Source organism: Marinicrinis sediminis (genome assembly GCF_042685085.1).
Taxonomy (GTDB): domain Bacteria; phylum Bacillota; class Bacilli; order Paenibacillales; family KCTC-33676; genus Marinicrinis; species Marinicrinis sediminis.
This window is the reverse complement of record NZ_JBHUMM010000010.1, coordinates 138,127-158,442: the sequence shown is the minus strand read 5'-3', so window position 1 is coordinate 158,442 and position 20,316 is coordinate 138,127. Positions and strand designations below refer to the sequence as shown.

Sequence of the window (20,316 nt, the reverse complement as noted above, 5' to 3'; positions counted from 1 at the left end):
TCATTCCCCCTTCTCTGCGAGCAGTTTCAACGTTTCTTCGACCAGATCCATCGGATCAGCCTGCGGGACGATGAATGCATACCAGGGCTCGTCCCCTTCCTTGCCCGCCTCTATGATCAGCTTGCTCTCATGGACAGGCAAGCCATACAGATGCTTTTCGCCGGTTGGGATCATTTCAGTCTGTTCATTCATCTTGACTCTCTCCACAACGCCGTCGGGATAATCTTCTTGAGAAAACCAGTCTTCCAGCGGGAATCCATCTCCTGACTGCATAAATCGGGTCAGGTCCTCCTTGCTCACAATGAATAGATCGTGGTCACCTGCCGCGACCTCTACCATTAGCTTCACTTCATTATAAATACTCGGTCCGGCGACACGAAGCTCCCGACCTTGCAAATCCAACCGCTGTTCAAGCTGCTGTGCCAACCCATCCGCAAATCCTTCCGGAATACCTTGCTTCGGATACACAAAAACCGACAATTGCTCACTTTTATTCTCGCTGCTGCAGCCCGTCATCAGCCACATACTACCAAGCAGCACTACGCATGCTGTATACCACCACATTTTTCTCAAGCGCTGTTCTTCCTTTCCTGGTCCATAAACTCGTTTCTCTACGTCTCTATGATAGCAAAATTGAAGCATGAAAAAAACGCCATGCCATAGTTCGCACGACGTTTTCTCAAAAAACATGTATATGCAAGCTTAATCCGACGTTTTCCGTCATTAGCAAGGTTTTACTTTATGCTGTTTCTTGCATTTCATATATTCGTTTATTTTCACATCCAGCAGGCAGCTGATCTGGACGACCAAATCCGACGTGAAGGAATTCTCCTTCATGACGGCAAGCTCCATCTCTTTACGCAGCATCCGAATTTCTTCTTCCAGTGTCATCAACTTAGAAGGAGATGAGGTATCTTTCTTGGGATCATTGGTTTTTAAACGACTTCTTTCGGCAATCATCGTATCGAAATAGTGGTTCAGTCGATTATATTCCACGGCGATCATCTTACCCCTCCCTTTCATACGAAAATTCCACATGCCCCTTGCAAACACATTCACAGGCTATAATGTTAACATTTGTAAAGTAATATTTTCATTATAGGACAACTGCTTCCAATTGTCTAGAACAAGTTGCGTGGATGACTTTGGAAAATTTACACTATTACAGAATAAGGAATTCCATAACGTTCGTAAAGGGGGGTTTCACTAACGTAAAAATGGCTTGACAAATTCTCCAATTTTTTGTATAGCATCCTGAAGCTGCTGGGTGGAGGTCGCATATGAACAGCGAATAAATCCTTCTCCGCCAATGCCAAACACATGACCCGGTACAACTGCTACCTTCGCTTCTTTCAGGCACCGCTGCGCAAATTCCTCCGAGCTCAGTCCCGTGGCCTCGATCGATGGAAAGACATAGAACGCACCCTGGGGCTCATGGCAGGCCAGTCCAATATCACGGAAGCCCTTGACCACCAGACGTCTGCGCTGATTGTAGGAGGCGACCATCCGGTCCTTTTCCTCCAGACCGTTCTTCAATGCTTCCATTGCCGCCACTTGTCCCATCACCGGCGCACACATGACGGTATATTGATGAATTTTCAGCATGGCCTGAATCAGATCAGGATGACCGCAGGCATAGCCCATTCGCCAACCTGTCATCGCAAAGGCCTTGGAAAAGCCGCTTACCAGCACCGTTCGATCCTGCATGCCCGGCATGGCTGCAAAACTGACATGCCTCGTACCATACGTCAGCTCGGCATAAATCTCATCCGAAATGACAATCAGATCATGCTTCTCCACAAGCTTGGCAATCGGCAGCCAGTCCTCGTAGGTCATAATTCCTCCAGTTGGATTGCTCGGGTAACAGAGGATCAATACCTTGGACTTCGGGGTAATCTGTGCCTCCAGCGCTTCCGGTGTCAGCTTGAACTGATCACGGGCAAACGTTTCAATCGGCACGGGAACGCCTCCCCCGATCCGGCAAATCGGCGAGTAGGAGATATAGCTTGGCTCCGGAACCAGAATTTCATCTCCGGGACTGATCAGGGTCCGCAGCGCGAGATCGATGGCCTCACTGCCGCCGACCGTCACAAGCACTTCCTTCTCCGGATCATACTGGAGCTTGAACTGCTCCTGCAGATAGCTGGAGATCGTCTCTCTCAATTCCGGAATCCCGGCATTCGGCGTATAGGCGGTTCGGCCCTGCTCCAGCGAATAGACACTGGCCTCTCTGATGTGCCAGGGAGTAATGAAATCCGGCTCCCCCACACCTAACGAGATGACATCCTTGCTCCCGCTAACCAAATCAAAAAATCGTCGTATGCCCGATGGCGGAATATTGCGTACCAGCGGGTTCACATAGTCCTGCATGGAGGACTGCTTCTGCTCTTCGCGCTCCGTCTTCATTTCCAATCACACCTTTATGGACTGACCAGCATCCGATGATCATCCTGATGATCTTCAAAGATAATGCCGTCCTGTTTGTATTTTTTCAATATAAAATGCGTTTTGGTCGAGATCACAGATTCGAGGGTAGACAGCTTGTTCGAGACAAATGAAGCGACCTCGTGCAAGGATTTCCCCTCGATCTCCACTTGCAGGTCATACGAACCGGACATGAGATAGACCGCCTTCACTTCCGGGTACAGATAGATTCGCTCCGCCAGGGCGTCAAAGCCTCTGCCCCGCTCTGGTGTAATCTGAACTTCAATAAGTGCGGTTACCTTGTCGGAGGCCACCTTGCTCCAGTTTACAACGGTTGCATACTTCACAATGATGTTGTCCTTCTCCATATCCGCAATCGCCTGCTCGATTTCCTCTTCCGCTCGGTCCAGCATGGTCGCAATAACCGCTGCACTTTTCTTCGCGTCTTCTTTCAATATATCTAGAATTTCTGAATGTAATGGATTCATGAAAAGACACCTCCGCACCTGTTTGTTTTTTTGCATTATACTCCATATTACAATGAATTGTGAATGACCGCAAAAGGCTTTTCCGCAAATGCCACCTGCTGCTGTTCTCCGGCATGCTGCGCAGCTCCTGAAATCGGGTCCGCAAGGAGTGATGGATAGACGGTCACGGACAGACACAGCAAAAAACCTCAGCTCTAACGAATCGGCTGAGGTGGTGTGGCTGCTTGCAATTCTGTAACTGGCATTACTGTCCCTGGTATTCAATATGCCGGATTTGCTGCTGCTTGCACTCCGCTTCCAGCAAACGGTACATCGGACGCATGACATTCCGGTGCTTGTATAACTCTTCCTGCAGCGTCTTGCTCTGAATGATCGCATGATCGCCCTGCAAATTCAATGCACCGTAAGCAATCAAGGTCTCTCCATCGTATACACCCATGACGTAGTCCCCGGTCGGCATCGTCTCGCGCTGTTCCTGACTTACTTCCTGTATATTCAATCTCTCATATGAAAGCATCATCCGTCTGTTCATCCTTCCTTCATCGCAATCTGTGATACAAAATAAATATACATCAAAATGTATATTTATTCAACCTCTAATTTGCGGTATTTTTTCCCTGCTGCAAATAGCGGGAAAGTCGTCGAATGAAAAACCAGCTAAAAATGGGAGAGCTGCCTATCAACAACAGAAATACGATAAACGGAATATGCTTTTCGGTGCCGATCCAGACGACAAAGCCGATATACAGGATGGTCCCTGCTACCCGGCCTGCGTTCAATCCTGCCTCTCTAAGCACCACATACTCTACCCGATGCGCCACCGCCTGCTCGTCTCGACCAATGAGGTCGAACACGGAAGAAGTGATGGGGATGATATACATGGGGAAGAAGATAGCCGTTCCGATTCCGAATACGAGCAGCATGGCATAGTTCATTTCCACCCATAACGGAGTCATCACTAGACTGAGGGCCACCGTACCCAGGAGTAAATAGGTATTGCGAGAGACGGGCTTAATGAGCTTGCCGATTAACCAGAAGCTGCCCAGCGCGACTGCAGAAGTGATAAAAGAGTACGTGCCAAGTCGAAATTCATCCTTCGTCACGATATAGACCAGAAGACCGACCAGAAACATGAAGACGCCCTCCCGAATGCCTTGAAAAAAAAGCCCCATGAAGGCAGGTCTCCATGGTGATCTGGATGAAGAGAGCTGTCTGAACGCATAAAACCATTCATATTGCCCCTGTGCCTCGCGCTTCTTCAGAAAAAAACTGATCGCCACACCAAGGATAAAAATGGCGAGGGACGCAGAGAAGATAACAGTATAGCCTCGGTCTCCCAAACGACTGATCAATACACCTGACACCCAAGGCGCAATCATCCCCGCTGTAGAACCCAGGAGACCCGCCCAGCCGTTGAATCGGTCCCGGTTTCCCGGATTGGTAATCTCAAAATAGACCACATTGAAGGCTAGCCAAAAGAAACCAGCAGATATACCTTGCAGAGCTCCGATCAACAGCGCATAACGGGCCGCCTGCTGTCCGAGCAGCAAGATCGTGAGATACTGCAGGGCAGAAAGTGCAATGCCTGCACGCAGTACGTTCATCTTGTTCCATTGCTTCACCCATTTCCCAGCCAGAAAAAAGGTCAGCGTCCCGCACACATGCTGGGTCAGGGCAAACCAGCCGATGAGGGCATAGTTCTTGCTGATTTTCCATATAAACACATTCACAAACAAAATGGAAAGAGCCGTCGCTGCTGCATAGAGACCCTGGACAGTCAGCAGCAGAATCGCCTGCCTGTCAAAGGATTGCTCCGCTCGCTTGCTCGGCTCCTTCGCTTCCCCATGCGGGGCATGATGAACAAACAAAAATGGAAGCTGTTTCGGCTTGGAACCGGTTGACATCCGTTTCACCTTTTCCTCACGTTGAGAAGTTAACTTCCCATAAGCTTCCCCAAATCCCTGTTTTCATTCCTTGATTCCCTGCGCTCGCGCTTGCTTGTTAGCACTTGTCTAGCCTTGTGCAAGCTTGCCTATGCCTTAGAACGTATCCCTATTTACCCGTAATTGACTGGATTTTTGCAGTTGATGCTTGTTATGGCTTGTCTGTATGACGGGCAAGCTGCTGTAAACTTTTGAGACGATCCTCCCGGTTCATCACTTCCTTCAATTCGAAGCAATGCGGACAGAGATGAATATCCTTCCGAAAGGGTAGTGCAACCAGAGGGGTTCCATCCGCCATTTGACGCGGGTTGAACCGCTTAGCCTTGACCTCTTCGGTTCCCGCCCAGATCATCTCGCTTTGACAGCTGTTGCAGAGCAGCACTTCTTCCTGCTCCATCAGGAGCTGCTGAATACCTTCATCATACTGATCCACCGTTTCAGTCTGCTGATCCACTTCCAGCGATTCCAGCAGAGCCATCGTTTCCTCGTCCCATTGCTCTTCCTCTTCTGCCTTTTTTGCTGCAATCGTCTCTTCTTGCACTTCATCCGAGCTGAGACGAACGGTACGGTAATCTCTCAGATCATTTTCACAAAAAGGACAGACCTCTTCGGGTCCGATTTCCTCATCCCATACCAGCTCACTTTGACACCATGGACATACTTCACTCATGCCGGCCGTTCCTCCTTACGCATTTCTCACAAAATAAACAATGCCCACCACAATGAAAATCACGGCGATAGCAAACAAAGTTCCCCATAAATATTTCATAACCCATCACTCCACTATTGGGATTCCGTTAATGTATACTGGCTCCGATGACGTACGACAGGGCTACAGACAAGGTCAGGGAAATAAAGCCGACCGCCCGGTTGTCCTGTTCGAGCGCCTCATCCACCTTGAAGACCGGTGTCAGAAACTCAAAGATGTAATAGGCAGCGAGCAGGAGCACGAAGCCATAGGATGCCCAGCCAAACGCCACATACATCGAATCATTCTTCAGCTCAATGGCATAGCGAAACACATTGCAAATGCCAAATATTTTTCCGCTCACGGCCATGGCCACTGCGACATTCCCTGCCTTGATCTGGGTCCAGGTCGTATACCTGGTGACCATCTCAAACAAGGCCAAAAACAATATGAGCGCCAAAACCGCTACAGAAAAATAAGCGAGTGTTTCCATGAATGCATGTTGCAGCAATGCATCCAACTGATCCACGAGTATATCCCGATCCATGCCTTCCCCTCCTTGCTCCCATGCCCCTGCCTGTCCTGTCTGAATCCTTCTTACTTTAATTCTACCACGGTCACGCCGGTTCCGCCCTCTCCGTAATTACCCAGTCGGTAGCCTTTGACGTGACGATGCTTCTTGAGAAAATCCGAGATGCCGCTGCGCAGGACGCCCGTTCCTTTACCGTGAATAATGTAGACCTGATTCAAATTAGCCATCAGACTGTCATCGAGAAACTGATCCACTTCCACGATGGCCTCGTCCAGTGTGGTCCCTCTCAGATCACACTCACTTCTGACATGCTCGTCCTTGCTCCTCTTGACCATAGCCGAAGGTTGAGGTGGTCTGGATGACGAAGCTGGCGCACCTTTGATCTTCTCCAGATCCTTCAGCTTTACTTTCATCTTCATAATGCCGAGCTGGACATATGCTTCAGACTTCCCGCTAAGTTCGACGATATGACCCCGCTGCCCGAAGCTGTGTACATAAACTTCATCACCCGGTCCCACACGATCTGTATTCTTCCGCTTTTTGGCGGGAGCTGAGGCCAGCGCCGGTTCAGCCTGATTCAGCCTTGTCTTCGCTTCAATCAGCTTGTGTTCCTTGATGGAAGTACGCTCTTCCATCGCCAGCGTTCGCAGCTCGGAAATGATCTTCTCCGCTTCCTGTCTCGCCTTGGCAATGGTTTCTCTCGCTTCGAGCTGGGCTTTCTCCAGTACCTTGTGCTTTTCCTGTTCCAGCTTCTCCTGCTCGCGCTCCATCTGTTCCCTAAGCAGCTCCATCTCCCCGCGAAGCTGTTCAGCTGTCAGCCGTTCTGATTCTGCCGATATCCGATTTTCCTCCAGTGAGGCAATCATACTCTCCACCTGCTGGCTGTCTTCGTTCAGCTGTGAGCGTGCATGCTCGATAATGCCGTGGTCCAGTCCGAGTCGCTCTGCAATGGCAAACGCATTGCTTCGACCCGGGATACCTACGAGCAAACGATAGGTGGGACTGAGTGTATGGACATCGAATTCCATACTGGCATTGATGACCCCTTCCCGATTATAGGCATACGCCTTCAGCTCACTATAGTGGGTGGTCGCTATCAGTCGGCAGCCTGTACGATGAATGTATTCCAGAATGGAAATTGCCAGGGCCGACCCTTCCGTCGGATCGGTTCCTGCACCCACCTCATCGAGCAAGATCAGGCTGTTGGAGGTCATGTCCTTCAGCACACGAATGATGTTGGTCATATGGCTGGAGAAGGTACTCAAGCTCTGCTCAATGCTCTGCTCATCCCCGATATCGGCAAAAACCCCGTCGAAGACGGCAAGCTCACTGCCTTCTTCTGCCGGAATCAGTAGCCCCGACATCCCCATCAGTGTGAGTAAACCTACCGTTTTCAGGGAGACGGTTTTCCCCCCGGTATTCGGTCCTGTTACGATAATCGAGCTATAGCTTTCCCCAAGCTCCAGATGGAGCGGGACGACATCCTCTTTGCCAATAAGCGGGTGTCTGGCTCGCTTCAGCCGAATATAGCCCTCACTATTGACCTTCGGAATAGAGCCGCGCTCAGCCAGTCCGTAGGCAGCTTTGGCAAAGATAAAATCAAGCTGACGCATCATATCCTCATTCAGCTGGAGAAAATCTGCCTCTTCCGCCACTTGGGCTGTCAGTTGTCTGAGGATTTTCTCAATTTCCCGTTCCTCTTGCAGTTTCAACTCACGCAGCTTGTTGTTGAGGGTGACGACGACCTCAGGCTCAATAAATAACGTCGCCCCGGAGGCAGACTGATCATGGACAATGCCACCAAAGTCTCCGCGGTACTCCTGCTTGACGGGCAACACATAGCGGTCATTGCGAATCGTCACGATCCCGTCTTGCAGTTTCTTCAAGGTATTCGGGGATTTGATCATCTGATCCAGCTTTTCCCTGATTCTGCCTTCTCCGCCTCTTCGCTCTCTGCGAATGCGCTGAAGCTCAGGCGATGCCTGATCCATCACTTCACCGTGATCATCAATACAGCTTTTGATTAATTGCTCTAGTGCTTTCTCATCATTCACCTGCTCAGCCAGATGGACAAGGATCGGAATATCCTGTTCTTCCGTTGTTGCCATCAGGTGCTGCTTGCATCGTCTGGCTCCATAGATGGTTGTCGCGATGTCGATCAATTCTGTACTGTTCAGCATGCCGCCAATTCTCGCTCTTTTCAGGGAAGGCGACACGGTGGTGATCCCGCCAAACGGCGCGATGCCCTTCAATCGAATCACCTGCAACGCTTCATATACGGCTTGCAATCTATGCTGTACATCCTGAATATCCGTGGAGGGACGAAGCTGACTGGCTTCTTCCTTCCCTAAGGAGGTCGCTGCATAAGCTTGCAGACGCTCAAGGATTTGAGGAAAATCCAGTGTTTTTAATATTTTCTCATTCATGTAGAAGCCTCCTTGCTGCTTATATTATAGCGGAAAGAATAAATCAAGGAAAATCGGGAACGGTAAATAGTACAAGGAGGCGATGGTCATGCATATTATCGGTCATATCGTACGCTTTATTGTAGCCGCCATCATGTTGATGATTGTGGGCTGGCTCGTACCCGGATTCTCCACCGGCGGCTTCACCAGTGCCTTGCTGCTTGCCCTTGTCATCGCGGCACTCGGCTGGATCGTGGAAGGGGTGTTCGGGCAGAGGGTGACCCCGTTTGGCAGAGGGATTGTCGGCTTTTTGGTAAGTGCGCTGGTCATTTATGTGGCCCAGTTCATCGTTGGAGATGTTCGGGCAAGTATCATTGGAGCTTTGTTGGCCGCTCTCTTGATCGGAGTGATTGATTTATTTATTCCGGTTGCGACGCCATTCGATTATGGCAAACACGGAAGATCAAAAGACTAGCTTTCCTGAAAACACGATACTACCTCAACATCATGTACGAAAACCAAACAAGCAGCTACGCACCTTGGGGGAAAAGGGCAGCTGCTTGTTTTTTTGGTTTGGTCTTCTTTTCGTCAACCAAATGTTTCGTTCACTTCCCAGCCTTCTACGGTTTGATAGGCCATTTTCGGTTCATATCCCATGCCGATCAAATACGTAATCAGGGCGACTTCTGTCATGGCATGTGGATAACCGGTTTTTTTGGCTTCTTTCAGACCGTATTCTACCCAAGGCTTCACTTGTCTCAGCGCCTCCGATTTTGTGATGCCTGGATGCATCGGCACATTCGGTGCATTCGGTGTATGCGGTTGATGGTCCATCATCGGAGCCACATACTGCGGATGCATGGGATTTGGCATCATATGTGTATACATCGGGGCAGCCTGCTCCGACAGATTGGGTGCCTGTTGATAGGCAGGCATTGCATGGGCATGTGCATTTCCGTGGGCAGCAGGGCCGGTTGCGAGCGGCATATGCATGTTGGGCATTGGCATGTTGGGCATGTTAGACATATGCATGTTCGGCATGTTAGGCATATTCATATCGGACATCGGCATGTTTGGCATTGGCATGTTAGACATGTTTGGCATGTTAGACATGTGAGACATATGCATGTTTGGCATGTTGGACATGTTGGGCATGTTGGACATGTTTGGCATGTTAGACATCGGCATGTTCATGGCCATCGGATATTCCATATTGGGCATTGGGGGACAATGCATCCCGTGTATCCCGTGCATGGGCATCTCATAGGCGGGAGCCATCATCGTATTCGGCATCCCATTCATTGCATGCATGGGCATGTCATAAGATGGAGCGTTCACATTCGGCATCGCGTTCATTCCCTGCATCCCATGCAAGGGCATCTCATAAGTCGGGGGATTTGGATTTGGATTTGACATCGCCGCTTCGTTGCGATGCACCCCTGCTTGAGAATCGGAATGTTCCGCTGCTTTTTTCGTTCTATTCACTTCATTTACTTCATTTGAAACGGCAGCTTTTTTCACTGCTTTTTTTTCCATGAAATCAAACTCCTTTTCTCTCTTGATAGGCCTATGTATCCTATGCAAATGCCTATACGAAGGTGACAGTCGACAGAATGGACATTCAGCCCAGCCGGTTTCTGACGTAGAGCGTTCAACATTTGGACAAGAAGACTTCAAAATATAGCTACAGACAATAATGGCTGAACACGTTAAAATATAGAAAGCAACCAGCCATCATATGTGGACGATTAAACCCATTTATTTGATATTATATCTATGCCAGATGGAGGAGAAATTTCATGAAAAAATCGTTAATTTTTCTTTTTTTAATCACTGCGATGACCGTCCTGTCTGCATGCGGAGGAGGCTCTTCCCTTGCAAATTCTGTCGTGGAAACCAATGAGGCTGAACCTGAACAGCTTGTGATCACCGCTTCAGACTGGTCTTTTGACCAAGAAACCTATACGATTCAGAAAGACCAGCCCGTCCAGTTTATTCTGGAAAATGAACAAGGCTATCACGGGATTGGCATCAAAAAACTCGGCATTGAGTTTGAGCAAAAAACACAGCCGCAATACAAAATTACCGAAGCAGGTGAATACGAGATCACTTGCAGTGTGATGTGTGGAAGCGGACACCGCGACATGAAAGCCACCCTGATTGTCCAATAGCCCCAGCAACCCTTTCATGTCATCGTCCCACTTGAATGTCTGCTTCCTATTTGGATGTCATTGACGCAGAGATATACAAAATCAGTTCTCATGCCCTGAATCTCGACAAGACTCAGGGGGATGATCATAAACGAAAAAGAATGATAACAAAGGCTTTGCTTCATGATGATCCATGAGGCAAAGCCTTGTTTTATGATTCTATAAGCAATACTGAAACCATTCCTCAAAAATCCTTATAGCCATATCCCTTTTCAAATGAGCAAATTCCACGTATGATAAAGTTAAATCATACTTGGGAGGTCGGAATTATGGGCTCATTAACGAATAAAGTCGTCTTTATCACCGGTGGCGGAAGTGGACTCGGAAAGGCCGCAGCACTTGCGGCAGCCAAAGAAGGGGCGAAGGTCGCCGTCATGGGACGTCAGCCGCAGAAGCTGCAGGAAACAGTAGAAGCGATTCAGGCGTCAGGCGGGCAAGCCATCGCAGTACGCGGCGATGTGAGCCAATTGTCCGATATCAAGCAGGCGGTAGCGGAAGTCGCTGCAGCTTATGGCACGGTTCACGTCCTAGTAAACAATGCGGCTGTCTTTATTGCCAATTCCTTGGCAGATACCTCTCTGCCAGACTGGCAGCACCAGATGCAGGTGAATGTGACCGGTCCACTGCTGCTGACGCAAGCCCTGCTGCCACAGATGAGAGAGCAGCGTGAGGGGATCATTATCAACGTAACCTCCAGCATGGCAGATAACGGGTCAGGCGGCTATGCCGCTTACGGTGCCAGCAAAGCTGCTCTGGAAAGTATCACCCGAACGCTCGCAGAAGAGGAAGAGGAATATGGGATTCGGGCCCATCTGTTTAATCCGGGGCAAATCCGTACTGCCATGCATGCCACAGGAAAAGAGCCGGAACAAGTCGTATCCCAGCTCATTGAACTTGCCATCTGGCACAAACAGCAGCCAAACGGGCAACATATTCAAGTTTCCTGAAACTCTGCCTATTTCGTTAAGACACTCAAGATGAGGAACGGTTGGAGCTTGCAGCAGCCGCTTCATCCTGTTCGATCAGGCTAATCCATTCATTGTATTCAGACTGAAGTTTCTCATACTCAATCTTTAATTTCTGAAACTCCTTTTCAAAGGAGTTTTCTTTTTGTTCATTTTCCTGCCTGTCGATCACGTTCTGCTCAAGCTCCTGTCTGGACTTTTCATGCTCCACCTCAAGGCGGTCATATTTTCGCTGGAGTTCGGCAATTTTCTCAATCGTGTTCTGGTAGGCATGCTCCTGCGCCTCAATCCGTTCCAGAAACGACGTCCCTTCCAGTTTCAGTCTCTCGTTCTCCTGCGCCAGCTGCTTGTTCTTCTCTTCCGCATCCTTCAACTGGCGTGCGGATTTCTCCTGCTGCTCTGTGCGCTGGCGCAGCTGACCAGACAGGCTGTTCTTCGTTTCCTGCTGTTCCTTGTCCTTCTGGTTCAACTGCTCTTTCAGTTGGGCAAGCTCGCTTTCCAGCTGCTTGTTCTTCTCTTCTGTTTCCTTCAGCTGGCGTGCGGATTTCTCCTGCTGCTCTGTACGCTGGCGCAGCTGACCGGACAAGCTGTTCTTCGTTTCCTGCTGTTCCTTATCCTTCTGGTTCAACTGCGCTTTCAGCTGGGCAAGCTCGCTTTCCAACTGCTTGTTCTTCTCTTCTGTTTCCTTCAGCTGGCGTGCGGATTTCTCCTGCTGCTCTGTGCGCTGGCGCAGCTGACCAGACAGGCTGTTCTTCGTTTCCTGCTGTTCCTTGTCCTTCTGGTTCAACTGCGCTTTCAGCTGGGCAAGCTCGCTTTCCAACTGCTTGTTCTTCTCTTCTGTTTCCTTCAGCTGGCGTGCGGATTTCTCCTGCTGCTCTGTGCGCTGACGCAGCTGACCGGACAGGCTGTTCTTCGTTTCCTGTTGTTCCTTGTCCTTTTGATTCAACTGCGCTTTCAGCTGGGTAAGCTCGCTTTCCAGTTGCTTGTTCTTCTCTTCTGTTTCCTTCAGCTGGCGAGCGGTCATCTCTTCTGCTTCCTGAAATTGAGAACGGGAAGCCTGATGCTGCTCTTCCTGCTGCTGGAGCTGTTCAGTCAATGACACGTTCTGCTGCTTCAGCAGCGTGACTTTCTCCCGAAGCTCATTGAGTTCTTCGGATTGCAGCTGCTGATTTAAATGTTGCTTTTGCTGTACGGTTATCAGTTCATCTCTCGTCTGAATGGATTCATCAGCGACATTGACGGCAGACAAAACCGCAATGCGGGGCATGTCCAGCTTGGGATTGGCCTTGGCAATATGTCGCATTTGCTCATCGACCAGCCTGGCCACTTTCTCGATATGCTCTCTGGAAGTGCCGTCTTCTCCCCGGATCGTATAATGAGTGCCATATATTTCAACCGTTACGCGTGTTTTTGCATCGGAATTCATAAGCCGAGTCCTCCTAATTGCTCCAAACTTCCCAGGTTGCAATCGTTACAATCTCTACTATACAGTAAATCATGCACAGAAAAAACCACTCTCATCGGTATCCTGATACTTTCGATGAGAGTGGCGCTTATTCCTTCTCTTACTTGCGAAGTTCTGCCTCGTAAGTTTCTTCCATTTTGTTCAGAACCTGTCCGTGTGCCTGGGTTACTTCCTCATCGGTCAGTGTCCGCTCCGGATGGCGGTACACGAGGGAGAGCGCCACGCTTTTCTTGCCTTCGCCAACTTTGTCTCCGCGGAAGATATCAAATACGTCCACCGACTCCAGTAATTCACCGGCAGATTGGCGAATGTCCCGAATCACCTCTCCAACAGCAACGTCGTCGCTCACGACAATTGCCATATCCCGTGTCATCGCCGGGAACTTCGGAAGCATGCGGTAGTCCGGTCCGAAACTGGCATGGGTATACAGCGGCTCCAGCTTCATCTCCAACACATACGTATCTTCGAGATCATGCTCCTTCTGCAGTTCCGGATGAAGTTGACCCATACGACCGATTTCCATGCTTTCTCCCGCTGCGTCCAGCACGATCCGGGCCGTTCTGCCAGGATGCATCCCTTCCAGTTGAGTGGCCTCCAGTCGCACCGAAGCCTCGAGACCGAAAAAGGCCAAAAGCTGATCCAGAACACCCTTGAGGTCATAGAAATCAACATTTCGGGCTTTGCCGGACCAATGTGTTTGACGGGTATGCCCGGTCCACAGCATGGCAAGCATCGGCTGCTCCTGCGGCTGTTTGCTAATTTGCTGCTCCTGACTGATGAATACACTGCCGATTTCAAACACCGCTGTATGATAATTGCTGTGGTTGCGATTGTATTCAGCCGTTTCAATCAGATGAGGGATAAGACTTGTGCGAAGCACACTCCGCTCCTCGCTCATAGGCATGGCAAGTGGCACATCAATGCCATCCGCGAACATACCCGGCCAGGATTTTGACCATTCCGGATGCGTGAAGGAATAATTGATCGCCTCATGCAGTCCGCTTTCGGTTAGCTGATGACGAATCAGACGGCGAATCTTCTGATCTCTCGTCAAGGCTCCTGGTGTGGTTACACCGGATACCAGTGTCGTCGGAATCTGATCATAGCCATACAAACGAGCGATCTCTTCAATCAGATCCACATCACGGGTGATATCACCTTTACGAGTCGGAACGGTTATACGCAATTCGTTCTCTCCCGTTTGCTCATAATGAAACTGCAGTCGTTTAAAGATGTGCTCGATATCCGAAAGAGACAATGTTGTTCCAAGGTATCGATTGACACGATCCATCGTTAGCGTAAGCTGGAGCGGTTCGGATTTCGAAGCTTCTTGCTCCACCACTCCCTGCCATACCTGTCCGCCTGCAATATCCGCCATCAAGGCTGCCGCACGCTGAAGTGCCGGACGAACCGCTGCCGGGTCTACCTCTTTTTCGAATCGAAGACTGGCCTCAGAGCGCAGACCCAGTTTTCGAGATGTTTTACGTACCGATCCGCCGTCGAATTTCGCAGATTCCAGGATAATACGCGTCGTGGCTTCGCTGACCTCAGAGTTGGCTCCGCCCATCACCCCTGCGATGGCAATCGCTTTTTCAGCATCGGCAATGACCAGATCCTCAGGGGCAAGCGTGCGCTTCTGATCGTCCAGCGTCACGATCTGCTCTTCTTCCCTGGCCTGTCTGACGATTACCTGTCCATCCTTCACTTTATCGGCGTCAAAAGCATGTAGCGGCTGGCCATATTCCAGCATCACAAAGTTGGTGACGTCTACAATGTTGTTAATCGGTCGAATTCCTGCAGCCATCAAACGATTTTGCAGCCACAACGGAGAAGGCTGAACCTTGATCCCATCCACGACTGCCGCTGCGTAATGACTGCAAAGTGATGCTGCTTCAATTCGGACTTGAACGGCATCAGAAGCAGGCTGATGGCTCTCCTTGCCCGATTCGGTCTGCGGCAGGCTGATTTCCCGATCCAGAATGGCGCCCAGTTCATAAGCGGTGCCAAGCATACTCAGGCAATCCGCGCGATTGGGGGTCAGGTCAAGCTCCAGCACGTGATCATTCAGACCAAGAAGCTCGACGACATCCGTCCCCACCTCTACGTCTTCAGGAAGCACCATAATCCCTTCCTGCAGTTCCTTCGGAAGCAGCTTGTCATTGATGCCCAGTTCCTTCGCCGAACAGATCATGCCATGCGAGGCCACGCCGCGCAGCTTCGCTTTCTTGATTTTGAAGTCTCCTGGTAGCACCGCCCCGACCACAGCTACCGCAACCTTCTGCCCGGCATCTACATTTTTCGCGCCGCATACGATCTGCAGGTCTTCTTCGCCCCCGACATCCACCTGGGTCACATTCAGCTTGTCTGCATCAGGATGGCTTTCTTTCGATTTCACGTACCCGACGACGACCTTACTCACCCCTTGATTGCGGTTCTCCACGATATCGACTTCGATTCCGCTTCTGGTCATCTTTTCTGCCAGCTCCGCTGCAGTGAGATCCTGTACATCTATATATTGGGACAGCCATTGATAAGATACCTTCACGCTCATTCACTCCTTTATATTCCGCTCTATGGTTTAAGCTCGTACAAACTGATTCAGAAACCGGACATCATTGGTATAAAAATGACGAATGTCTTCGATGCCGTATTTCAGCATCGCTATCCGTTCAACACCCATGCCGAAGGCAAAGCCACTGTATTTTTTCGGATCATAGCCGGACATTTCCAGGACACGCGGATGAACCATCCCGCTTCCCAAAATCTCCAGCCATCCGGTTTGCTTGCATACCCGACATCCACTGCCCCGACAGATCATACAGGATACATCGACTTCCGCGCTAGGCTCGGTGAATGGGAAAAAGCTTGGACGCATGCGAATTTGAGTGTCCGCTCCAAACATTTCCTGAACAAATTGCAGCAAGGTTCCCTTCAGATCACTCATGCGGATATGTTCATCAATGACTAGCCCTTCAATCTGGGTAAACATGTGAGAATGTGTCGCATCGTCGTCATCCCGGCGATAGACACGACCCGGGCAAATAATCTTGACCGGCACTTCGCCCTGCATACGCTCCATCGTTCTGACCTGCACAGGCGAGGTATGGGTGCGCATCAGCAACTCTTCTGTCAAATAAAAGGAATCCTGCATATCCCGAGCTGGATGATTTTTTGGCAAATTCAATGCTTCAAAGTTGAAGTAATCCTGCTCTACCTCCGGTCCCTCCTCGATCTTGAAGCCCATGCCAAGGAATATTTCTTCGATGTCTTCCACGATTTTGCTAAGCGGATGAACCGCCCCTTTTTTGGGCTTTCTGCCAGGCAAGGTCACATCAATCGTTTCAGAACGAAGCCGCTTTTCCGTTTCAGCCCGTTCAAATTGTGCCTGCTTTTCCTGGATTCCGCTCTCGATCGCCCCTCTTACTTCATTTGCAACTTGTCCAATGATCGGTCTTTCTTCGGCACTAAGTGCACCCATCCCCCGTAAAATTTCCGTGAGCGGTCCTTTCTTGCCCAAATATTTGACTCGCAGATCATTCAGTGCAGCGAGCGAATCCACTTGCTGCAGCTGTTCGAGCGCTTCCTGCTTCAAAGCTTGCAGTTTCTCTTTCATGTTACTACCTCCTGAACTGGATTGATCTTTTCGAGAAATACAAAAAGCCCCCGGGTCCGCTAGGGACGCAGGAGCTCGTGGTACCACCCTAATTAGAATGTGCACCTTCCCCACATTCTCACTTCCAATCAGATAACGGTCTGTGGCCGGAGCCTCCTACTTGCACACAATGGCTACATGTACGCATGCGCTCATCGGGTTTCAAAGGTCTGCTCAGGAGCGAACTTCAGCGGTCTGGTTCCAAAAGCTGCTTCCAGTCTGCGGCAGCTATTCCCTGTATGGAAGTACGGCTTACTCTTCTCCTTCAATGCATTTGATCTGACTACTTTTTCCTAGCTATTATATGTAATAAATGCATCCAGTGCAAGTCATTTTGTCTGTTTATCCTGTGAAGTGTTTGCAAAGACAGCAGGGCAGAAACAGGAAAGAGCCTGGCTATTGAAACATCCGGGGGAAGATGATCCATAACTAGGCTCTTTCATGACTTTATTTATGGTGAAATGTGATGGGGTGGGATCGTTAGTTTTGCTGCTGTAAATGCTTCGGATCTTCTGGCGGAATACCTTTTCCAAGCACCTTCAGAATCTCGCTTTCCTGTTGCTGGCTTCCTTCCACTATGACCAGGTAATACCCTTTCTCTGCCAAACGAATATACATATCGGCTGTAATATCTGAGAAGCCGCGATCGCTTAATTTCTTTTTCAGAATATCACTGTCGAGTGCATCGTCCTGTTCTTCTACCGTCTCCGTTGCCATCGGACCTGTCATCATATAGCCGGGAATTCCGATACCCGGGGTCGCTGACGAAGCTGCTCCACGCATCGGCCAACCGATCCACATCATACCGAGCAAGCCTTCTGGTTTATCCTGCTTGACGGAACTGTCAGACTCCGCTCCGGTCTCCGTTTCAATGTAAGAGGCGTTCTCCTGATTTTTGGTCACAATGGAAATCTGGTCTTCATGAACACCACTGGCCTTCAAATCTTCAATGGCTACAATGGTCGCTTCATCTGACTGGAATACACCTATCCAAGATTGTGTTGGGTTACTCATTTTGTATCCCTCCTTGACCATGTATTACACACGAGCGGAAGGTTTGAAACGATCATGCCGAAAGTTTATTGACCATGAATTTTACACAATACAATTATTTACTCTGCACTGCATTGACTTTCTTCACTAGCTCATAATACTCGATTGCTAAAGTTATAGCATCAAAATCTCCTTGTTTGAACAAACCGGATTTAATATTTGAAATAAAAGATGCCCAATGTCCCTCAAGAGGAATTATTACCTCACTATGATTGATATGGGGGTCTAATAATACAGTGGGGGCTGCTCCATACAAACTAGCACCCGTTTGATCATATATTATTTCCTTACTTATAGATTGATGAATCTCATTATAATTTAGCTGTATCAGTGCATTTACAGTTTGTTCAAAAGAACGCAAGATAAAATATAGATTTCTATAGTGTTGCTCATCTTTATATGTATTTGCTAAATCAAACGCTGACTGTATGGATTCATATGGTTGAACATACATGAGCTGAATCTCCGCACCAATGGCCTGATCATTTAATTGGTTCCCTTTATTGTATGAACGAACTAATAAAATAAAGAGAGTGAAGATAAACACAGAAAGTATAATACCAAAAAATTTTCGCTTCATTCTCTTTCCTCCTGCATCAAAGAGATAACCCAAAGGATTCCCTTTAGGTTATCAAATTGAATATATACATTTATTTAAAATTAACATACATGGTATCTTTAATCAATAAAGTTGCATATAAACCATTATAGTAAAAACCACTGCTTTCAACATAATAATAAACTGCACTTTTTGCGAACATCCATCCATACCCGCTTAAATATTCTGAAAAATCAAAACTAGCTGTAACACCACCTTTATAAAGACCTACAGGAGGCTTAGCTGAGGCTGATGTTGAGTAATCCGGGGCTGTACTGTCTATATTTTTAAAACTTTTTTGCTTTACTTCTACTCGATTAGTTGCATAGTCCTTCGTAATCACGGAACTTTTAACACTAGGATTTGCATTTTCAATTGCCACATAACCTTGTGCGAGCAAATTCACTGCGGTTGATAAGCCAGGTATCTTTGAAGCAAAATTAAATTTAGATACGATTACATTCACATCGTCAGTTGGACCTGTATTCGTAATATTGATGCCACCATTTGGTTCGTTTGGTTCCAAGCCAAACTGAATATCTATCCATTTTACATTTGCAACAGGCTCAGAAGACCAACTGCTCTCTTTTGACTTAACGTACTGTTCAACTGCGGTTGTATTTGAAAACACTCTTACAATACCAGAACCACCCCCGTTCCCCTGCATGTCGGGTCCTCTCATGTGGGTATGCATGCCAATCACCCAATTTCCTGCAAGTTGATAATCTCCATGACTATCTTGATAAGCAGTAGAGTAGGTTTCCGAATCAAATTTATAATCAGATGATGCAGCTGCAATTATTGATGATCCAGAAGAGTTGGTTTTAGTATTATTTTCAAGGATATTACTATCTTCTAGTCTAAATGCATCTACAGTTTTCTTATAATTATCTGTTTGATTTCCGAAAGCTAAAAAAGCGGTCCCTTTTTCTAAATCAATATCACCAATTGTTATCATGGCTGTATGAGAGTCACTATTCGGGTCAATAAACAATCTCATTCCAATAAATGTGTCTTCATACTTCTTAGGTTTAGCACTACCGATTAAACTACCTAAGTATACTTTTTCACCATTTTCAAGAGTATATTCTGTCATCTCACCTTCATTATTGAAAGGAATTGTATAATTTTCAGTAATTATTACTCCTGAACCATTTGAAATTCCATCTTTCCCTATTTCGATATTATAGTTCAATTTATACTTTTTTGTCGTCTTGTTTGAGTAATCGGCGTAATTTTTATTACCTTTCTTAATTGAATCCACATTCTCATATAAATCCAATGCTTGATCTGATTCATCTAGATTTAAATGAACATTAAATTTATCTACTTCGTTATTATCTTGTTTTGCCAATGAAGCTGATTGTACAGATAATAGCAATATACAAATCAGTAATAAAGAAGTTATTTTTTTCAAATCAACCACTTCCTTTTGATATTATTTATTATCCAGGATTTTATATTTCCAACCTCCTTAACTAAAAATTCCCTGAATAACTACTAATAGTATAACTAGACGAACTAGAAAATGTTGTCGAATTTTGTTGTCGAATTTTGTTGTCGAATTTTAATTTTATTTAATTTTGTTACTAACCTAGAAGATACTTCAATTTCATGTATCTTGATATTTTAACTTATACTACTCTTTCTTATGATACTAATGACGAACTATGGACATTAGAGGTTTCAGCATAATACCATATTTTGTTGTCCTTAGAGCTAGAATCGAGTAGAAGGTTACCCATTAGTTGAGTAGCCGACCTCACACCACCGTACGTACCGTTCGGTATACGGCGGTTCAACCATTTAAGTGCAATTGTCGTAAACGCTCGTACTGAGCAGGGAAGTCATAGTACCCTACTTGTGCGAGCGTTTCGTTTGTATCAGAGCGGT

The 20,316-nt window shown here is 47.8% G+C and carries 19 protein-coding genes and 1 other annotated feature; of the genes, 3 read left to right on the top strand and 16 right to left on the bottom strand.

The window, feature by feature from the left end; all coding sequences use genetic code 11:
• The 9 genes from ACFSUC_RS06750 to ACFSUC_RS06710 form a co-directional block, all read right to left on the bottom strand.
• Window positions 1–573 (bottom strand): hypothetical protein, encoded by a 573-nt coding sequence (locus tag ACFSUC_RS06750; RefSeq protein ID WP_379928755.1) that lies wholly within the window; start codon window positions 571–573, stop codon window positions 1–3.
• 150 nt (window positions 574–723) lie between these two features.
• Window positions 724–1,005, bottom strand: coding sequence for a Spo0E family sporulation regulatory protein-aspartic acid phosphatase (locus ACFSUC_RS06745; protein WP_379928753.1), 282 nt, complete (start codon window positions 1,003–1,005; stop codon window positions 724–726).
• Window positions 1,006–1,206: 201 nt separating this feature from the next.
• Window positions 1,207–2,406, bottom strand: coding sequence for an aminotransferase class I/II-fold pyridoxal phosphate-dependent enzyme (locus tag ACFSUC_RS06740; RefSeq protein WP_379928752.1), 1,200 nt, complete (start codon window positions 2,404–2,406; stop codon window positions 1,207–1,209).
• Between the two features lie 14 nt (window positions 2,407–2,420).
• Window positions 2,421–2,912 carry an Lrp/AsnC family transcriptional regulator gene (locus ACFSUC_RS06735; protein WP_379928751.1) on the bottom strand — a complete coding sequence of 164 codons (492 nt, stop codon included), beginning with the start codon at window positions 2,910–2,912 and terminating at the stop codon, window positions 2,421–2,423.
• 244 nt (window positions 2,913–3,156) lie between these two features.
• A complete protein-coding gene (locus ACFSUC_RS06730) occupies window positions 3,157–3,432 on the bottom strand; it encodes a hypothetical protein (protein WP_379928750.1) in 276 nt (91 codons plus the stop codon).
• Window positions 3,433–3,508: 76 nt separating this feature from the next.
• Window positions 3,509–4,816: an MFS transporter gene (locus ACFSUC_RS06725; RefSeq protein ID WP_379928928.1), complete on the bottom strand. Its 1,308-nt coding sequence runs from the start codon at window positions 4,814–4,816 to the stop codon at window positions 3,509–3,511.
• A 190-nt stretch (window positions 4,817–5,006) separates the two neighbouring features.
• Window positions 5,007–5,525, bottom strand: coding sequence for a hypothetical protein (locus tag ACFSUC_RS06720; RefSeq protein ID WP_379928749.1), 519 nt, complete (start codon window positions 5,523–5,525; stop codon window positions 5,007–5,009).
• Window positions 5,526–5,652: 127 nt separating this feature from the next.
• Entirely contained in the window at window positions 5,653–6,090 is a 438-nt protein-coding gene (locus ACFSUC_RS06715) for a DUF350 domain-containing protein (RefSeq protein WP_379928747.1), read from the bottom strand.
• Window positions 6,091–6,140: 50 nt separating this feature from the next.
• A complete protein-coding gene (locus ACFSUC_RS06710; RefSeq protein ID WP_379928746.1) occupies window positions 6,141–8,501 on the bottom strand; it encodes an endonuclease MutS2 in 2,361 nt (786 codons plus the stop codon).
• A gap of 88 nt (window positions 8,502–8,589) precedes the next feature.
• Here ACFSUC_RS06710 and ACFSUC_RS06705 point away from each other — a divergent pair, with 88 nt between their 5' ends.
• A complete protein-coding gene (locus tag ACFSUC_RS06705) occupies window positions 8,590–8,955 on the top strand; it encodes a phage holin family protein (RefSeq protein ID WP_379928745.1) in 366 nt (121 codons plus the stop codon).
• Between the two features lie 113 nt (window positions 8,956–9,068).
• On the opposite strand, the gene ACFSUC_RS06700 is transcribed toward ACFSUC_RS06705, so the two are convergent.
• On the bottom strand, window positions 9,069–10,016 hold the full coding sequence (locus tag ACFSUC_RS06700) for a hypothetical protein (RefSeq protein WP_379928744.1): 948 nt from the start codon (window positions 10,014–10,016) through the stop codon (window positions 9,069–9,071).
• Between the two features lie 263 nt (window positions 10,017–10,279).
• Here ACFSUC_RS06700 and ACFSUC_RS06695 point away from each other — a divergent pair, with 263 nt between their 5' ends.
• Both ACFSUC_RS06695 and ACFSUC_RS06690 read left to right on the top strand, forming a co-directional pair.
• Window positions 10,280–10,651, top strand: a complete 372-nt coding sequence (locus ACFSUC_RS06695; RefSeq protein ID WP_379928743.1) for a cytochrome C oxidase subunit II — start codon at window positions 10,280–10,282, stop codon at window positions 10,649–10,651.
• Between the two features lie 308 nt (window positions 10,652–10,959).
• A complete protein-coding gene (locus ACFSUC_RS06690) occupies window positions 10,960–11,637 on the top strand; it encodes an SDR family NAD(P)-dependent oxidoreductase (protein ID WP_379928742.1) in 678 nt (225 codons plus the stop codon).
• A gap of 25 nt (window positions 11,638–11,662) precedes the next feature.
• Here the strand turns inward: ACFSUC_RS06690 and ACFSUC_RS06685 are convergent, their stop codons facing one another.
• From ACFSUC_RS06685 to ACFSUC_RS06660, 6 genes are all read right to left on the bottom strand, one after another.
• Window positions 11,663–13,081: a hypothetical protein gene (locus ACFSUC_RS06685; protein ID WP_379928741.1), complete on the bottom strand. Its 1,419-nt coding sequence runs from the start codon at window positions 13,079–13,081 to the stop codon at window positions 11,663–11,665.
• A gap of 139 nt (window positions 13,082–13,220) precedes the next feature.
• On the bottom strand, window positions 13,221–15,665 hold the full coding sequence (gene pheT, locus ACFSUC_RS06680; RefSeq protein WP_379928740.1) for a phenylalanine--tRNA ligase subunit beta: 2,445 nt from the start codon (window positions 15,663–15,665) through the stop codon (window positions 13,221–13,223).
• Between the two features lie 33 nt (window positions 15,666–15,698).
• Window positions 15,699–16,733, bottom strand: a complete 1,035-nt coding sequence (gene pheS, locus ACFSUC_RS06675; protein ID WP_379928739.1) for a phenylalanine--tRNA ligase subunit alpha — start codon at window positions 16,731–16,733, stop codon at window positions 15,699–15,701.
• Between the two features lie 58 nt (window positions 16,734–16,791).
• Window positions 16,792–17,050 (bottom strand) — a binding site (T-box leader).
• Window positions 17,051–17,252: 202 nt separating this feature from the next.
• On the bottom strand, window positions 17,253–17,786 hold the full coding sequence (locus tag ACFSUC_RS06670; RefSeq protein ID WP_379928738.1) for a general stress protein: 534 nt from the start codon (window positions 17,784–17,786) through the stop codon (window positions 17,253–17,255).
• Between the two features lie 94 nt (window positions 17,787–17,880).
• Window positions 17,881–18,405, bottom strand: a complete 525-nt coding sequence (locus ACFSUC_RS06665) for a hypothetical protein (protein ID WP_379928737.1) — start codon at window positions 18,403–18,405, stop codon at window positions 17,881–17,883.
• A gap of 70 nt (window positions 18,406–18,475) precedes the next feature.
• Window positions 18,476–19,840 carry a hypothetical protein gene (locus ACFSUC_RS06660; RefSeq protein ID WP_379928736.1) on the bottom strand — a complete coding sequence of 455 codons (1,365 nt, stop codon included), beginning with the start codon at window positions 19,838–19,840 and terminating at the stop codon, window positions 18,476–18,478.
• Window positions 19,841–20,316 lie beyond the last annotated feature (476 nt).

Excerpts from the sequence above, each read along its gene's own strand:
- ACFSUC_RS06745 (WP_379928753.1), bottom strand. The coding sequence starts at position 1,005 with ATGATCGCCGTGGAATATAATCGACTGAACCACTATTTCGATACGATG.
- ACFSUC_RS06740 (WP_379928752.1), bottom strand. The coding sequence starts at position 2,406 with ATGAAGACGGAGCGCGAAGAGCAGAAGCAGTCCTCCATGCAGGACTAT.
- ACFSUC_RS06735 (WP_379928751.1), bottom strand. The coding sequence starts at position 2,912 with ATGAATCCATTACATTCAGAAATTCTAGATATATTGAAAGAAGACGCG.
- ACFSUC_RS06730 (WP_379928750.1), bottom strand. The coding sequence starts at position 3,432 with ATGATGCTTTCATATGAGAGATTGAATATACAGGAAGTAAGTCAGGAA.
- ACFSUC_RS06725 (WP_379928928.1), bottom strand. The coding sequence starts at position 4,816 with ATGTCAACCGGTTCCAAGCCGAAACAGCTTCCATTTTTGTTTGTTCAT.
- ACFSUC_RS06720 (WP_379928749.1), bottom strand. The coding sequence starts at position 5,525 with ATGAGTGAAGTATGTCCATGGTGTCAAAGTGAGCTGGTATGGGATGAG.
- ACFSUC_RS06715 (WP_379928747.1), bottom strand. The coding sequence starts at position 6,090 with ATGGATCGGGATATACTCGTGGATCAGTTGGATGCATTGCTGCAACAT.
- ACFSUC_RS06710 (WP_379928746.1), bottom strand. The coding sequence starts at position 8,501 with ATGAATGAGAAAATATTAAAAACACTGGATTTTCCTCAAATCCTTGAG.
- ACFSUC_RS06705 (WP_379928745.1), top strand. The coding sequence starts at position 8,590 with ATGCATATTATCGGTCATATCGTACGCTTTATTGTAGCCGCCATCATG.
- ACFSUC_RS06700 (WP_379928744.1), bottom strand. The coding sequence starts at position 10,016 with ATGGAAAAAAAAGCAGTGAAAAAAGCTGCCGTTTCAAATGAAGTAAAT.
- ACFSUC_RS06695 (WP_379928743.1), top strand. The coding sequence starts at position 10,280 with ATGAAAAAATCGTTAATTTTTCTTTTTTTAATCACTGCGATGACCGTC.
- ACFSUC_RS06690 (WP_379928742.1), top strand. The coding sequence starts at position 10,960 with ATGGGCTCATTAACGAATAAAGTCGTCTTTATCACCGGTGGCGGAAGT.
- ACFSUC_RS06685 (WP_379928741.1), bottom strand. The coding sequence starts at position 13,081 with ATGAATTCCGATGCAAAAACACGCGTAACGGTTGAAATATATGGCACT.
- pheS (WP_379928739.1), bottom strand. The coding sequence starts at position 16,733 with ATGAAAGAGAAACTGCAAGCTTTGAAGCAGGAAGCGCTCGAACAGCTG.
- ACFSUC_RS06670 (WP_379928738.1), bottom strand. The coding sequence starts at position 17,786 with ATGAGTAACCCAACACAATCTTGGATAGGTGTATTCCAGTCAGATGAA.
- ACFSUC_RS06665 (WP_379928737.1), bottom strand. The coding sequence starts at position 18,405 with ATGAAGCGAAAATTTTTTGGTATTATACTTTCTGTGTTTATCTTCACT.